17 protein-coding genes and 1 tRNA gene are annotated in these 13,984 nt (G+C 68.4%); 4 read left to right on the top strand and 14 right to left on the bottom strand.

Annotation, left to right across the window (positions count from 1 at the left end; genetic code table 11):
- The first annotated feature begins 26 nt into the window (after positions 1-26).
- The 4 genes from M3M55_RS05780 (at position 27) to M3M55_RS05765 (ending at position 2,247) form a co-directional block, all read left to right on the top strand.
- A complete protein-coding gene (locus M3M55_RS05780; RefSeq protein ID WP_249011875.1) occupies positions 27-386 on the top strand; it encodes a BlaI/MecI/CopY family transcriptional regulator in 360 nt (119 codons plus the stop codon).
- 1 nt (position 387) lies between these two features.
- Positions 388-1,338: a M48 family metalloprotease gene (locus tag M3M55_RS05775; protein WP_249011874.1), complete on the top strand. Its 951-nt coding sequence runs from the start codon at positions 388-390 to the stop codon at positions 1,336-1,338.
- 289 nt (positions 1,339-1,627) lie between these two features.
- Entirely contained in the window at positions 1,628-1,867 is a 240-nt protein-coding gene (locus M3M55_RS05770; RefSeq protein ID WP_249011873.1) for a type II toxin-antitoxin system Phd/YefM family antitoxin, read from the top strand.
- Positions 1,864-2,247, top strand: a complete 384-nt coding sequence (locus tag M3M55_RS05765) for a PIN domain-containing protein (protein ID WP_249011872.1) — start codon at positions 1,864-1,866, stop codon at positions 2,245-2,247. The genes M3M55_RS05770 and M3M55_RS05765 overlap by 4 nt, the downstream gene beginning before the upstream one ends.
- Positions 2,248-2,864: 617 nt before the next feature.
- Here M3M55_RS05765 and M3M55_RS17565 read toward each other — a convergent pair.
- The 14 genes from M3M55_RS17565 to M3M55_RS05700 form a co-directional block, all read right to left on the bottom strand.
- Complete coding sequence (locus M3M55_RS17565) at positions 2,865-3,056, bottom strand: type II toxin-antitoxin system HicA family toxin (RefSeq protein ID WP_371878731.1); 192 nt, start codon at positions 3,054-3,056, stop codon at positions 2,865-2,867.
- Positions 3,053-3,271 (bottom strand): type II toxin-antitoxin system HicB family antitoxin, encoded by a 219-nt coding sequence (locus tag M3M55_RS05760; protein WP_249011871.1) that lies wholly within the window; start codon positions 3,269-3,271, stop codon positions 3,053-3,055. The genes M3M55_RS17565 and M3M55_RS05760 overlap by 4 nt, the downstream gene beginning before the upstream one ends.
- A gap of 117 nt (positions 3,272-3,388) precedes the next feature.
- Positions 3,389-3,461: transfer RNA gene (locus M3M55_RS05755), tRNA-Thr, on the bottom strand.
- 199 nt (positions 3,462-3,660) lie between these two features.
- Positions 3,661-3,993, bottom strand: coding sequence for a hypothetical protein (locus tag M3M55_RS05750; RefSeq protein ID WP_249011870.1), 333 nt, complete (start codon positions 3,991-3,993; stop codon positions 3,661-3,663).
- 7 nt (positions 3,994-4,000) lie between these two features.
- Positions 4,001-4,342 carry a hypothetical protein gene (locus tag M3M55_RS05745; protein WP_249011869.1) on the bottom strand — a complete coding sequence of 114 codons (342 nt, stop codon included), beginning with the start codon at positions 4,340-4,342 and terminating at the stop codon, positions 4,001-4,003.
- A 1,115-nt stretch (positions 4,343-5,457) separates the two neighbouring features.
- Positions 5,458-5,712: a hypothetical protein gene (locus M3M55_RS05740; RefSeq protein ID WP_249011868.1), complete on the bottom strand. Its 255-nt coding sequence runs from the start codon at positions 5,710-5,712 to the stop codon at positions 5,458-5,460.
- A complete protein-coding gene (locus tag M3M55_RS05735) occupies positions 5,709-6,749 on the bottom strand; it encodes a hypothetical protein (protein ID WP_249011867.1) in 1,041 nt (346 codons plus the stop codon). Before M3M55_RS05735 ends, M3M55_RS05740 begins: the two co-directional genes overlap by 4 nt.
- Entirely contained in the window at positions 6,740-6,955 is a 216-nt protein-coding gene (locus tag M3M55_RS05730) for a hypothetical protein (protein WP_249011866.1), read from the bottom strand. The genes M3M55_RS05735 and M3M55_RS05730 overlap by 10 nt, the downstream gene beginning before the upstream one ends.
- Positions 6,952-7,290, bottom strand: a complete 339-nt coding sequence (locus tag M3M55_RS05725; RefSeq protein ID WP_249011865.1) for a hypothetical protein — start codon at positions 7,288-7,290, stop codon at positions 6,952-6,954. The genes M3M55_RS05730 and M3M55_RS05725 overlap by 4 nt, the downstream gene beginning before the upstream one ends.
- Positions 7,291-7,345: 55 nt before the next feature.
- Positions 7,346-7,714: a single-stranded DNA-binding protein gene (locus M3M55_RS05720; RefSeq protein WP_249011864.1), complete on the bottom strand. Its 369-nt coding sequence runs from the start codon at positions 7,712-7,714 to the stop codon at positions 7,346-7,348.
- A 208-nt stretch (positions 7,715-7,922) separates the two neighbouring features.
- A complete protein-coding gene (locus M3M55_RS05715) occupies positions 7,923-9,344 on the bottom strand; it encodes a type IV secretory system conjugative DNA transfer family protein (RefSeq protein WP_249011863.1) in 1,422 nt (473 codons plus the stop codon).
- Positions 9,341-10,690 (bottom strand): hypothetical protein, encoded by a 1,350-nt coding sequence (locus M3M55_RS05710; protein WP_249011862.1) that lies wholly within the window; start codon positions 10,688-10,690, stop codon positions 9,341-9,343. Before M3M55_RS05710 ends, M3M55_RS05715 begins: the two co-directional genes overlap by 4 nt.
- On the bottom strand, positions 10,687-12,234 hold the full coding sequence (locus M3M55_RS05705) for an SCO6880 family protein (protein ID WP_249011861.1): 1,548 nt from the start codon (positions 12,232-12,234) through the stop codon (positions 10,687-10,689). Before M3M55_RS05705 ends, M3M55_RS05710 begins: the two co-directional genes overlap by 4 nt.
- On the bottom strand, positions 12,234-13,970 hold the full coding sequence (locus M3M55_RS05700; RefSeq protein WP_249011860.1) for a hypothetical protein: 1,737 nt from the start codon (positions 13,968-13,970) through the stop codon (positions 12,234-12,236). The genes M3M55_RS05705 and M3M55_RS05700 overlap by 1 nt, the downstream gene beginning before the upstream one ends.
- Positions 13,971-13,984: the final 14 nt, after the last annotated feature.

Raw genomic sequence — 13,984 nt, 5'->3', positions numbered from 1 at the left:
GGACGGACGCGGTCAGGCGGCATCCCGTGAGTGAGGGCCGCCGCTACGTCTGCGGGCACCGGCTCCCCGCCCTCGAGGCTGACGTCCTCGAGCTCCTGCTCGCCGCCGCGGGACCGATGACGGTCACTGAGGTGCAGGGCGCGCTCACCGGCGCTCCGCGCGCCCACACGACCGTCTCGACGCTGCTGACCCGTCTGCGCGAGCGCGGCCTGGTGACGCGTGAGCTCCGTGACCGTGTCTATGCCTGGGCACCCGCCGCCAGCGCTCAGGAGCTGACGATCGCCGCGCTCGAGCAGATCCTCGACGGGGTCGATGATCCGGACGCGGTCGTCCTCGGCTTTCTCGACACGGTGCGCGGCCGGCGGGCACGGCGACCGCGCCACTGAGATGGGCGCCGGGACGCTCACCATCCTGGCGCTCGCAGCCGTGCTCGCGTTGCTCCCCGCGGCGGTCGATCGCTGGGCGTCGCGCCGCGGGGCCTCCCCCCAGGCGCTGATCGTCCTCGCATCCATCACCCTGGCGGGCATCGGCGCCCTTCCGGTCGCCCTGATCGTCTGTCTCAGCGCCCGTGGCATTGGCCGAGACCGCCCGCTGCCGGGCGGTCTCGTGGTGCTGCTCGGGCTCGTGCTGCTCGCCGTGCTCGCCGGCCGCGCCACCGCCCGGACGGTCATCATCCGCCGGCGCTGGCGGGCGCTGGCCGAGATCGCGCATCGCCTCACCCCGACCGGGGCGAGCAGTGAGGTCGCGGTGATCCCCGTCAGCGACCTGCTCGCCTTTGCGGCGGGATCGCAGACGTTCGTCTCCCGTGGCCTGCTCGAGCGGCTCAGCCCGTCCGAGACCCTCGCGGTCATCGAACACGAGCGTGAGCACGCCGATCATCACCACGGCCGGCTGCTGATGGCCGCCACCGCGATCACGCACGCCTCCTTCAACCTCGCCCCGGCCCGGCGGGCGGCGCAGATCATCACGCGCGAACTCGACGTCCTCGCCGACCGGGCGGCCGCCCACCGGCTCGGGGATGCCTCCGCGGTACAGAGCGCCCTTGAGACGATCAGCGGTGCCGGCGATCCGGCGGACGGAACGGATCCCGCGACGCTCCGGCGCCGCCTGGACCGGCTCGGCCCCGCCCCGGGCACGTCGCCGCTGCGAGCCGAGAGCGGCGTGCGGCTCGCGACCCTTGCCGTCAGCACGGGCATCCTCATCACGATCTGTCTCTCCGTTCACACGACGAGCCTGTGGTTGGGGATCGCCACCTGCACGCTGCTCGTCATCAGCCTGTGGGCGTTCGTCGGTCCCGTGGTCGGCCCGCGCGCCCGGCGGGGCGCGGGCTCCGGGTGACGGCGCCGGTCAACCCCTCACGCCCTCGCGGATCCGCGTCATTCGTTGTCGATCTTTCGGGCGAGCCGTCAAGCGATCCAAAGTGACGAGGGGCTTGGACGCACGGCCGGAAGGCCATCGCCACTGCTCATGTGTGGTTCCGCCGATCCAGGCTTTCTCCCGTGGATGCCGGTGTGCGAGGCGCCACCGGCGACACGCGAGCGAGGGGCGGTCACCGACGGTCGCACACCGGCACGCTCGGTGGCATCCCGTAGACGCCCAATGCTACGGTTCTGTCATGTGCCGTGAGGTGTCGGTCCGAGACCTGCGTAACCACACCGCTGACGTGGTCGCGGCCGTCAAGGCCGGCGAGCGCCTGTCGCTGACGGTCAACCGGATGCCGGTGGCCGACATCGTCCCCCACGAACCGCGACGCAGCCCGTGGCTCCCGTCCCAACGACTCCGTGCGCTCGTCGACCAGTCCGGCGCAGATGACGCGCTCTTGGCCGATCTCGCCGACGTCCGCCGGGCGCTTGTCGGGGAGCCGTGAGTCGCGCAGTCGCCGATACGTCGGTGTTCATCGCGCGTGAGGCCGGGCGTCCGCTGGGGGAGTTGCCGGACGAGATCGCGGTCTCGGTGGTGACCGCCGCGGAGCTTGAGCTGGGTGTCCTCCGCGCGGTCGACCCAGGCGCCCGCGCGACTCGGCTGCGAACGCTCTCTCGGGTCCGAGCGGAATACCCACTGCTGGTGATCGACGATCAGACCGCTTCGTGCTTTGGGCGGATCGCCGATTCGGAGCTCCGGGCCGGCCGCAAGCTTCGTCGCCACGACGCATGGATCGCGGCGACAGCGCTACGTCACGGCGCGGCCGTCGTCGCTCAAGACCAAGATTTCAGCGTCTTCGCAGACGTCGAGGTCAGTCGCGTCTGAAGCGCGGCTCCCGGCGGGCGAAGCGATAGCACCTGAGCGTCTGCGAGCGCGACATGGTAGTGGCGGCAGTTTCGCGATCGCCCGGGCGTCGGCAGGTGCCAGGGGAACCGCCCGCACCTTTCCCGACGTCAGTGTGGTCAACGCCCCCATCGAGTCGCTGGCCGACAACCGCACGACGGAGGACGGAGAACGCGAAGGCAACCTCGCGCCAGCGCAGCGCGAGAATCTCCCCCATCCGCAGGCCGGTCACGCCACGGCGGGGAACAAGGTGCCGTCCAGCTCGACTCCCGCTGGGTCGTCAACTCCCAGTTGCTTCCGGCCCTTGACCCATCCCGGGTTTGCGCCCGCGCTCGAACTCGATGCCGCGCAGCCACCTCACAGGGCTTTCGCAGGGCCGACGGGGGGACTCGAACCGCCGACCCCTTCAGTACGAGGCAATCGTGCATTGCGCTCGAGCAACCGAGCAACCGCGTATTTGCAGGGCTTTCTCACTCGCACCACTTTCGCATGTGTGGCCAGATCCCCGTGGATTACCAGGGGATTTCTGTCGATCTGGACACAGATTCCGGGTTCTGTGGCCGGTTCCGGGTCCCCACCTGCTGGATCGCCGATTGGCCCTACCGCGATGCGACCGGCGGCGGTACTGCCAGGTCCTTGCAGATCTTCCGCGCGAGCTGCCAGACGATCTCGTTATGACGCGGGATCACGGACGCAGGGCCGGCGGGCCCGCGCCACTTCTCGTGTTTGGTTCCGCCGATCGGCTCGCAGCCATGCTCACGCAGATGACGTTCGAAGTCGCGCCGTTTCACGCTGTGGTCGTGAAGATGAGCGGCTCAGTGACGGCGGCCGTGTCAAGCGCCTCGTCTGGCGTCAGCATCGTCTGCAGCGCGTCGATCACATTCTCGCGCGCCTCGGCACGTGTACGACCCTGGCTGTGAACACCACGCACAGCTGGGATCGAAGCAACGATCCAACCGTCGTCGGCGTCCTCGTAAACGATCGTCAGTTGCAGCGTCTCGCTCATCTAGCGACGAACGGTAGCGCTCCGGTAGTCCGGGATCCAGCGCCCGCAGCACGGGGAGGGCAGGCCCTACGACACACCACCAACATCCACAACTGGCCATTTGCAGGGCTTTTGAGAAGCCGACGGGGGGACTCGAACCCCCGACCCCTTCATTACGAGTGAAGTGCTCTACCAGCTGAGCTACGTCGGCATATGCAGGGGATTGCCAGAATCACCGGCCCCGCGACCCAATTCTTGGAAGCGCGGGTACAGCAAACTCCTGGTCGACCACTGCTGGCGGCAAGCGTAGCTAACGCCCCGCGACTGCGGACCCGTCTGTGATTACCGGATCACCGGATCACCGGATCCCGGGCCATGGCCGAGGATCGAACGTTCAGGAGGCGCGACGTTCAGGCGATTCGGAGCTTCAATTCAGTGCTCGCCATCGCGAGCTGCCGCGCGCGGAGGCGCTCCTCCTCCGCCGGCTTTGGGCCCTCGTCCTCGAGGTCCTCCAGAGCGAAGGAATAGCTGCGCTCGATCATCTCGACACTGGTGCCGCACTGCTTCGCAATCGTCTGACGGTCCTCGCCGGCGCGAATCCGGAGCGAGATCATCCCCCGGCGCAGCGAGTACGGCGTCGCGCCCACGATCTCGCCGTGCTGGTCCGGCCATTGCTCCGCGACCTTGCGCACGGCGGGGGTGAAGTACCTGCCAGGCCACGTATGAGCCTGGCTTGCGCTCATGTGGCCGTCAGGTGCGCCGAAGCCGCCCCAGGTCGCCTCGCAGGAGGAAGTCATCAACGGCAGTTGGATAGCCATGCGCCGCGAGTGCGGCGTTCCATGCCTTGAGATCCTCAGCCAACAGAGCGTCGATCGGCGGCCTCCGAAGCGGCCCGGTCGCCCACTGGGTCTTGCCGGCATCAAGGACCCCGTAACTGAGTACCTCTCGGACAGCTGCGCGACGTCCTACGACATCGCCGAGCGCGAGGGCCCAGACCTCCTGGTTGCGCATTCCAAGGCCGTACTGCACAGATACGACGGTGGCGTCGCGCAGCGCAAGCAGCGGCGACCTTCGCTCGAGTCTTGCCAGCATCGCTAGCCGGATGCGCTCGACAGCGAGTGGCGAGAGTGCCCACGAGGAGAGATCGGCACGCCGCTTCCCGACAGGCTGGCGAGCGCGGCCGGTGCCGGCACGTCGGGACGCACGCCGCATGCCTCGGCGCCTCTGCATCCCAAGGCAGCCGTTAGCAGAGATCGGCCAGCTGTCGGACTCCACCGCCCACGACAGTGCCGACGACAGCACTCTCCACGCCCTCGTCTCGGTGGACGGACTCACGCCAGCCGCTCTCATTGCCTGAACCCAGCGCTTGAGCGTGTCAGCAGTCTGGAACTCGACGGCCGGCAGATGGCCAATCGCGTAGCCGCCACGCTGACCAAGTGGCTTGACCGCCGGTTCGACCTCGACCGTCTCTCCAGTCCTCTTCATCAAGCGTACCTTTGGGTTCCCGATGATGTGACGCGAAGCCACGTAGCGATAGCTGTCCCATGTGCTCGGGGCAAGCCCGCCGGATGAATCGGGATGCGTATCGGTCGCCAGCCATTCCCGAATCAATTCGCCAAGCGGCGTCTCGTCAGGCTGAACCTCTGGCGCGTCGGATCCCAGCAGAAAGTCCCGGAGTCGGTCGCGCCGCTCCGCATGGACGTAATCCTTAACCCACTTGTCGGCGGACTCCCGGGTCTTGAAGCTTTTCGAGTGCTCTTCCCCAGATGGTCTCGATAGCCGAGCTGCCAGCTACGCCCATGCCGACCCTGATAGGGCCACCGACCCGGTCTCCTCCACGGTTCAGCCATGTCGCTGTGCGGCGGAATTACGAGCGGAGGTGCCGGGCTTCCCCAGCGCGTCGGCGGACAGGTCGAACCGCATCTGCTTCCTCAGCTTAGGGGCTCGCTCCGGTTCGATCTGCTGCGGCCGGGGCGCCGGGTCGGACCAGCCAATCGGAGCACAGGCAGGCTCGACGAGTTGTGCGAGCGCCCAGTCGAGCACGTCCCCACGATCAAGCAGTACTGCTCGTGATCCGCGCCTTCGATGCGCGATCAATGCACCCGCTTGGTAGGCACGCCGCACGGTCTTGAGCGAGCATCGCGCAATCACAGCAGCCTCCCGTGGCGTCACCAGCGTTGGAATAACTGCAGCCATGGTCCAGCCATTCACGGAGTCGATCGGTAGTCGGCGAGGTACTCGTCGTCCCATCCGACCGTGCCCTTGACCAGCCGTTGGACCAGGCCGGCTTCCCAGCTGCCGGGGCGTCCGGCCGTCAGGGCGTCGGTAGAGCCGAGGTCCGCGGCGGCGCGTGCGAGGACGTCGGCGAGCCAGCCGCCGAAGTCGTGCTCCTGCTCGGCGGCGGCACGAACCGCCGCATGAGCCGTCTTGCTGTACTGGATCACGTCGAGCGTGGGCTTCATGTGTGTGCCTCCTGACTCATGGGGGTGCGGGTGGTGCTGACGGTTTCGAGCAGAACGGCGAGTGGCCAGGCGATCGGCCTTGGCCCGCTGCGGTGCCGGCTTGAGCGGCGGTGCTCACGGATGCGGTCGGTGAGGTCGTAGCCGTCGTTTCGCTCCGCGTCGAGGTCGACGACATCTACGGACTGAGCGACACCGGCGAGGTCGTGAGCAATACGCCTCGCGGCCTCTCGTCCGGGCACGTCGCAGTCCATGACCACGGTTACCTGACGGCCGGTGAACGCCTTCGCCCATTCAGCTCTCCACGCAGCGGCGCCGGGCACCGCGATCGCGGGGGCGCCGCTGGAGCGGGCCGCGATCATGTCCGGTGGTCCCTCCGCCAGGAGGATGTGCTCACGCAGGTCACGTGTCGGGTGTGGGATGAGCCCGAGACGGGTGCCGCGGACGGCGAGCACCTTAGGCCTGAGCTCGCCGAATGGGTCATAGCGGAGAAGGCCCCGGAGGCCGCCGTTGGCGTCGCGGATCGGAACGGTGATCCGTTCCCCGTCAAAGCCGATTCCGAGCTCGTGAATCGCCTGTGGCGACCACGCACGTTCCAGGATCAGCCGACGCATCAGACCGCCGTCCGCATCCAGCGCGGCTGCCCACCGATGTATGTCCGGATCGCTGATCTCGAGCGGACGGCACACCCGCGGCGGCTGGGAAGCCACGAGGACTGCCGGCCGCGCGGGAGCCGATCCGGAGCGGCGGTAGGCGAGCTGCCGCGGCTCAACCAGCCCACAGGCGACCATGAGGTCCATGGCGCTGCGCGGCGTGTGGCCTCGGGCGATTGCCGCGTCATATGCGCCGCCGCGGGCACCGCAGCCATGGCACTTCCAGGCGCCCGTGATGACGCTGACCGAGCAAGACGGCCGCCCGTCCCCGTTTTGATGAGCGCCAGAGTCGGCGAAGCAACGGACCGAGGCGTTGAGGTCCGCCCAGTCGGGCAGGTGGATGCCGAGCGCGGCGTAGAAGGAGCGCACGTCGGGGGTCATTCGCATGCCTCTGGGGTCTTGATGGCGATGAACCAGAACTCGCCGTTCAGCAGCGGAACCTCCCCCGGTCGGTGGCGCGCCCACTCCCAGCACTGATCCCAGCTGAGCCGCCCGGCCAGCATCGCCTCGGCTCGCTCGGTCGCAGTCATGTCCCAGAGCTCGACGGGGCGTTGCCGGGAGGTCCTGGCGGGAGCTTCGAGAAGGCTGGTCATGCTCCGCTCCCCCTGTACTCGCGGGACAGGTCTTGCCGGTCGCGCACGCCGCTCTCGTGCGCCTCCTTGACATCCGCGAGCAGGTCTTCCAGCTTGTAGTCAGCGATCGCCAACGCTTTGACGGATTCCGTCAGCGCGTAGTGCAGCTTGCTGGCGGCGTAGCGGTGATCGAGGGGATCACGTTCGAGGACGTCAGCGACTCGATGCCCCATGTCCTCGACGTTCTCGGCGTAGCGGACAAGCCAGCCGCCGAGCACCATCCGCACCGCGTGGATCGGGTCAGGGCTAATGCCTCTCTCTGTGTGTGTCGGCTGTTTGATCATGGTGTTCTTCATGTGCCGGTTGGCTGACAGGCGCCGGCCTCATAGGCCGGCGCCCATGGCTGTCAGCTCAAGCGGCCTCCTCCCCCGGGTCATCCTCTTCAGTCGAGGGGCTGTCGTCGTTGCGGCCGCCGAACTGCACGCGACCGATGACGTGGTGGCGGGAGCGGCGGTTGCCGCTGTCGTCTTCCCATTCGCGGTAGATGAGCCGTCCGGTGACGGCGATCGCCCGGCCCTTGGCCAGGTAGTTGGCGCACGCCTCGGCTTGGGAGCCGAACGTTGCGACGTCGATGTAGAGCGGTGGCTGTCCTTTCTGGTCGTTCACCGCCAGGCGCAGGGCGCAGACCTTGCGGTCATCGGCGAGTTCTTTGAGGACCGGGTCGGCGGTCAGGTGACCGACGAGGATGACGTTGTTGACTGCGGGTGCTGATGCGCTCATCTTTGGTTCCCTCCTTGTGGGGATCCGGTGGTTGACATAGCCCAAAACGCCGGCCGCTGGCAGGACGCGAAACCGGACTGTTGGGGAGGGGAAGAAAGCTGCGCGACCTTGGAGCGTTCTGCCAGTGGTCGGCGACACTGGGCGGCGGCAACCCAACCGGCTCCCGTCAAAGCGGAGGAACCCCGGTGAGCCGAACGCCAGGAAGCGGTCATCGCTGTCTCCCGGACCTGAGCGTGATCCACGCTGGGGCCAGGCGTCCGTAGACAAGCAGGCTGCTGGACCGCCCGGCTTGGCGGACCCGGTTGGGTGCTGCCAGGGGCCGATGCTCGGTTGAGCGGGTCCTGCCGCCCTGGCTCAAGCCGCGCTGTTGAGTGGAGATACGCGCGATCTCCTCCTCCCCGAGGATGTTCTTGAGGTAGTCGAGCGTCGCTCGGTCACCGATGCCGGAACAGAACAGGCGAGCGCGGTGGTTGGCGATGATCGTTTCGGCCCGGTCCCGTCCCCAGCGGTCATAGCCTTGGCTGATGTTCTGCAGGACGCAGAGCAGGTGCACGCCCTGCCCCGGTCCGGTTGAGGCGATCTCATCCAGGTTCGGTAGCGGCGCGATGTTCGCCACCTCATCCAAAGCCAACAGGAGCGCCGGCTCGATCGGCTTGCCGGTCTTGGCGCTGCGCTCATACGCCCCTGCGACCAGATGGGTGATCAGCGCGGCGAAGAGTCCGGACAGGCGCCGCTGGTCATTCGCGGGCGCCACGATGTAGAGGGTGTTCGCGCCGGAGAAGAGCCAGTCGGCGCTGAGCTTCGATTCCCCCATCGTTGCCCCAGCGACCTGGGGTTCCTGCCAGGCATCAAGGGCGGTCGCGATGGTCTGGAGCAGACTCGAGGTGAACCGGGGGTCAGCGTCTCGGACGGAGGTGACTGAGTCCAGCGCCGGCGTCGGTGTCCCGGCCGGGGCGTCGGACAGGATGTCGATCGGCTCCGTGAAATCGCTGATTGCGATCCAGTGGAGAACATCGGCCATGGTCATGTTCGCCGCCTGTGAGGCGGCGAACAGCAGCGCCGCGAGGTACCGGGCGCCGGCGGGTCGCCAGAACGCGTCATCGGCGCTGTGGCTGCTGGCGCCGTCGGCGACACCGAGCAGCGCCGCGGCGGTGCGGCGCGCACCGGTCCAGGTCGTCGACGCAGCCAGCGGCGACCACACCGCATGACTCAGCGTCGTGGACTGGGTGGGATCAAAGACACGAGCCTCACCGAGTTCAGAGCGGGCGGCGAGGGTCGCTTGGAGCAGATCGGTCTTGACCGACGTTGCCACGACCGGTCCCGCCCACTCACGCATCGCGGGAATCACCAGTCCCGTGGTCTTCCCGGACTGGGTCGGCCCCACGACGAGCACCGACGCTCGCTCCTCGGCGGCGATCAGCGCGCGGCCGTGACGGCCCAGCGTGATCCGTCCCGCCCGCGGCTCTTTGACTCTCAGGGTGCTGAGGTCACCGCGGCGTGCCCAGTGGGCGCTGCGTTTGCGTGGCCCGGCGTCGCGGAGACGGTCGATCATCGTGACTGCAATGACGAACCCGCCCGCCGCCAAGCCGGCAAGCGCGAGCCAGATCAGGTTGACCGGCTGGCCTTTCATGCGAACCCCAGCGGAGCCCGGCTGCCCATCGCCTGGTCGGTGTCGATCAGCTCCCACTCCAGGTCAGACAGGAGGTGACGAACCTCGAAGGAACGGCCGCCGACTCGCCACAGGGCGACGCCCTGCTCGAGTGAGCCGATCAGGTCACGTTCGGTCTCTGACAGCCCGAGCGCCTCGGTGCTGAGTGGGAGTTCCTGGGCGTGCTGGCGGTAGATGATCGTCGTGGAGGCATCTGCAAGCAGACCCTCGGCGAGACGCTGTTGCCGGGACCCCTCATCGCCGGCGGCGCGGAGGTCCGAGATGCGGTGCAGCACCAGCCAGTGCTGCACCCCGGTCTTGCGCGACAGCTTGAACGCAGCCTGGTAGTAGTCACCCAGGCCCGCGATCGGCAACGCACGCCACGCCTCGTCGTTGATCCGGATCGTCTTCTCGACCTCATAACCCAGCCGCTGGGCCCTGTCGGCACGTTCGACCCGTTTGGCGTCCAGGAACGCGACGGCGCAGACCATCGCGATCGCGATCGGCAGGTTCACCGCCGCCACCCCGTCGGTGATCTCCGACAGATCGAGGGAGATGACCGGGGAGTCAAAGACATCCTCTCCGGCGGTTGTGGGTCCGTCGAACATCCCGCGCAGCGGCCCCTGGCAGAGGCGCTGGAGGGCGAGGGCGACCTCGCGCAGTTCCTCCTGCGCGCTGTGGGGACTCACGCCGAGACGATCTGCCAACTGCGCTGTCGGATGGCGGAGTTGCTCGATGACGTCCGGGATGGACACCTCCGCTCCGTCGCTGGCGAGGTCAGCAGCTTCAAGCGCGGCGGTGAGTCCGATCGCTTCGGCCTGTGAAAGCGGCCGGTTGAGCATCGCCTTGGCGATCGCCTCCAGCAGGTTCTCCCGCAGCTCCCGCCGACCGATCCGCGTCAACGGGTTCAAACGCGTCCCGCCCCCCGGCGTCAGACGAATCACGGTCCCACCCAAGGCTCGGACGAGTGGCTCGTATTCGCCTTTGAGGTCGACGATCTCGCCGCGGCGCCCGAACAGGCGGGATCTGAGCAGCCAGGTCTTGGACAGGCTCGATTTGCCGAAGTCAGGCCGGCCGATCACCAGCGTGTTCGCGTCGTTCAACACGCCGCGGGCATAGAGCAGCCAAGGGTCATAGACGAAGCTGCCGCCATGCATGTCCCGGCCGATGTAAACCCCCTCAGAGCCCAGCCCAGCCTCAGCGACGGCCGGGTACACGGCCTGGAAGTGAGCGGTGGTGACCTGATGGCCGGCCCTCTCCCCCGGCACGAAACAGCGCCGCAACCGGGTGAACGGTGGCTGTGACAGGCCGCGCTCATGCGAGGTCATTTGAGCCCCCGGCAGAACGGCAGGCCGAAGGTGAACCCGACAGCCTGCTGTCCCCACATCCGCTCCAGTCGCAGTGGCGCGGCTTTGGCTTGGAGATCGACGCGGGAGACGGCGGCCTCGAGTTCGTCACGAGCGTCGGGACCGTCAGGAACCGAGACGGTCACATACGCGCTGTAGCGAACGTTCGCGTGACCATGGGCGAGCTCAACCTCCTGCCGCGCCGCGGCGGACTCGCGTTGGCGTTGGCGCTGGCTGGTCCGCTGCCCGATCCGGCCACGCAGGCTGTCCTCGGTCGCCGCCTCGGTCATCGCCCGTTCTGCCCGCCGGATCGCCTTCGCCGGGCCGAGCAGCTCCATGCACAACGCGACCGTCCGGGTGGTATCGGCGCGCATCAACAGCGGCTGCAAGAAGATCGCCCGCACGTCGATCCGTGGCCATTCCGCGACCCACAGCGTGCAGTGCAGGGCACCGTCGGTCTGGAGGTGGGACCAGTGCTCATCACGAGCCGCCGGCCACGCGGTGTGAGCCGCTGTGCCGGGTTCGGTGTCGCGGTCCTGATCGCGGTGGCGCTGGCGCCGTCCCCACGGGTCATATCCATCCCTCACCGCAGCGGCAAGCCCGCGGCGGGTCAGGACACCCGTCGGCGTGATCCCGGCTCCGTCGAGAAGCTCAATCAGCCGACCGATCTCACCGGCCAGGACAGCCATCGCGCCAATGTCCCCGCCGCCCAAACGCTGGATCGGTCGCTTGGCCGCGGGACGACGGGCATCGACCTGGAGGGCGAACAGCAGCTCGTGCTCCTCGGCGACGAGGCCGGCGCGGCCGATCAGGCGAAGGTATGAGACCAGCTCATAGGGAGGGTCGTCCAATGACGCGTCCTCACGCTTGGCGTCCAGCAGGTATCCGCCGAGCGCGTCAGGATCCCCCGGGAGGGCGCGCTCGATCCAGCTGATACGCCGGACCGGTGAGTCATCACGGGCAAGCGAGGCAAGCACCCCGCCGTACTCCTCCAACCGCTGGCGGCGCTCCTCCGGGGACAGGAGCTCGAACGCGCGGCATTGAACACGCACAGCAGCGGTATAGGTTCGGGCTCGCGTGTCCTTCGCGACCCCCAGCAAGGCGCGGTCATAGGCCGACAGCTCACACTCCAGCAACTGGATGTCGGCCAGCTCCGCCGGCATCGAGACCGGATCGGTAACGGGCTGGGGATCGAGGTCCCCGTCGGAGAGCGCGATCAGGTGCCCGGCCTGGGCGCCACGCGCGCGGAACCTGGCAGTGTGACGCCGGCTTGTGAAGCTGGTGATGACCGGCGCCCACTGCTCGATGGTCTGCCCCCGGACCGGGATCAGGACCAGCGCCGCGGCGACGCTGATTATCGCCAGGGCAACCAGTAGACCCTCGAGGCCGCCGAGTCGGAGGCAGCCGAGCGCAGCCGCGCCGGCGATGATCAGCCCGAGGATCTGCGGGATCCGCAGCCCCAGAATGAACCCGGCCGACGGGTGCGGCGCGAAGCGGTAGGTCGTCTCCCTCGGCGCCTCAGCCATCAGGAGCCTCCTGCCGCGCCGACCTCAGACACGACACGCAGCGATGCACGGCCCGGCCGTGCTGGGGGCCGGACCTGAGGGCCTGGCACGGCCGCCTTCACTTCCCCACCAGACTGCGCCGCAGCACCCGGTGACTGCCTCCCGCTTCTTGCCGGAGGAGCTGGCCTAGGACCGCGCGCCGTGCCGCCGATCCCGGCGGCAACTGCGACCGCGCCCTGAGCCGCACGGGATTCTGGCCGTATCCCGTCCGCTGGGACCCACGTTCCCCGCAGATCGAGCTGGGACATCACCGCAGGCGCGGGCGTGCCGGCAGGTGCCGGCCGCGCCGGACCTGGCCCGTTTGGAACGGTGTGGCCGACGGAATTGCCAGGACTGCCACCCTGGCCACCCGAGGGCCGCGGCCCCTGCGGTCCGCTTGAACCGCCCGGAGGGGAGGGCCCCACGCCCCCGCCACCACCTGAGCGGCTGCCAGACGGGCGGTAGCCACCCGAGCGTGTCCGCCCGCTGCCACTCAGGCGACCGCCGAGCCGACTCGCCCGTGCCGCCCCATCGCTGACAGCATGCCCGGCGGCGGCCCGGAACCCGGCAGCGATCGCCGCCGATTCAGCATCGGCGCCCACGATCAGCATCAGCGCCCACGGCGCCATCGCCGCCAGGGCAAAGATCGCAACCGCGGCGATGATCGTCCCAGCCGCCGGCGCCAGCCCACCACTCAGCGTCAACCCCGCCAGCGCCGCGTTCCCAGCGAAGGCGAGCACGATCAGCGTGACCGGCTTCAAGATCACAAACAGGAACAGAAGGCGAGCCAGACGACTGGTCCAACCCGACAGGCTCGGCCAGACCGACGCCGCCAACGCCACCGGGAAGAACAGCACCGCCAGATAGATCGCCGCGTTCCTCACGGCAAGCTCCACCCAGACGACCAGCCCCGCGAAGATCTCAACGACAGCCATCAACATCGCCAGGGCAGAGGAACCAAACCCACCGAACCCGCTCGACCCCCAGGCATGGGTCACCTGAGACCAGAACGTCTGATGCGAGGTTCCGATCACATCCGCGGAGATCGCATCTGTGACCTGCAAGGCCAGCATCGTCAGCGCGATCAGCAGCGCCGTTCCCAGCCCGGCGCGGAAGATCCCGACCAGCGTTGCCGCCAGCGCCGAGGGGTCACGGCGCACGGCTGCTGACGCGAATGCGATCAGCGAAACCAGAAGCGCGAGCGCAGCGCCAAGCCCAGCCATCGGCGCGAAGGACTTCTGAAACCACGCGGCCCGCAAGTCCGGGCTGCTGGTATTGGTGATCATCGAGACGATCGCCCCGGTCACCTTCTCCGCCGCACCGATCATCCACTTCGCTGCGAGATCGAACGTCGCTGCGATCCCGACCGCACCCACAGCGGCTTTGGCCAACGAGCTGGCAGCACCGCCGCTACCGCTGCCGCTGCAGATCACCTTCTGGACGACGCCGACACCCTTCTTGACCACACCGCCCACAGCGCCGCCTGCCGCGGCGCCCTCGGCCGTTCCCGCACCGTCGCTGGCCGCACCCGCCGCCGTTGCGCCCGCGGCGACGCCGGCTCCCTCAGCCACCGTGCCGGCGGCGGACAGGCCCTTGCAGACCAGCGTCTTGCCGACGCTCAGGATCGTCCCACCGACACCCTCGAGAACATGCAGCGTGCCGGAGACAACCCCGGCCTGGGCGGGAGTCGGTTGGGCGACACACAGCGCAGCCGCCAACGCGACAACAGCTG

The sequence above is a fragment of the Conexibacter sp. DBS9H8 genome (assembly GCF_023330685.1).
In the GTDB taxonomy this organism is placed as follows: domain Bacteria; phylum Actinomycetota; class Thermoleophilia; order Solirubrobacterales; family Solirubrobacteraceae; genus Palsa-465.
The sequence above is the reverse complement of the archived record's forward strand: the minus strand, read 5'-3'. Positions and strand labels throughout refer to the sequence as shown.

What these genes read in the sequence shown, in the direction of transcription:
- M3M55_RS05775 (WP_249011874.1), top strand. Translation starts at nt 388, where the DNA reads ATGGGCGCCGGGACGCTCACCATCCTGGCGCTCGCAGCCGTGCTCGCG.
- M3M55_RS05720 (WP_249011864.1), bottom strand. Translation starts at nt 7,714, where the DNA reads ATGAGCGCATCAGCACCCGCAGTCAACAACGTCATCCTCGTCGGTCAC.
- M3M55_RS05745 (WP_249011869.1), bottom strand. Translation starts at nt 4,342, where the DNA reads ATGCTGGCAAGACTCGAGCGAAGGTCGCCGCTGCTTGCGCTGCGCGAC.
- M3M55_RS05730 (WP_249011866.1), bottom strand. Translation starts at nt 6,955, where the DNA reads ATGACCAGCCTTCTCGAAGCTCCCGCCAGGACCTCCCGGCAACGCCCC.
- M3M55_RS05740 (WP_249011868.1), bottom strand. Translation starts at nt 5,712, where the DNA reads ATGAAGCCCACGCTCGACGTGATCCAGTACAGCAAGACGGCTCATGCG.
- M3M55_RS05760 (WP_249011871.1), bottom strand. Translation starts at nt 3,271, where the DNA reads ATGAGCGAGACGCTGCAACTGACGATCGTTTACGAGGACGCCGACGAC.
- M3M55_RS05750 (WP_249011870.1), bottom strand. Translation starts at nt 3,993, where the DNA reads ATGAGCGCAAGCCAGGCTCATACGTGGCCTGGCAGGTACTTCACCCCC.
- M3M55_RS05725 (WP_249011865.1), bottom strand. Translation starts at nt 7,290, where the DNA reads ATGAAGAACACCATGATCAAACAGCCGACACACACAGAGAGAGGCATT.
- M3M55_RS05735 (WP_249011867.1), bottom strand. Translation starts at nt 6,749, where the DNA reads ATGCGAATGACCCCCGACGTGCGCTCCTTCTACGCCGCGCTCGGCATC.
- M3M55_RS05705 (WP_249011861.1), bottom strand. Translation starts at nt 12,234, where the DNA reads ATGGCTGAGGCGCCGAGGGAGACGACCTACCGCTTCGCGCCGCACCCG.
- M3M55_RS05715 (WP_249011863.1), bottom strand. Translation starts at nt 9,344, where the DNA reads ATGAAAGGCCAGCCGGTCAACCTGATCTGGCTCGCGCTTGCCGGCTTG.
- M3M55_RS05710 (WP_249011862.1), bottom strand. Translation starts at nt 10,690, where the DNA reads ATGACCTCGCATGAGCGCGGCCTGTCACAGCCACCGTTCACCCGGTTG.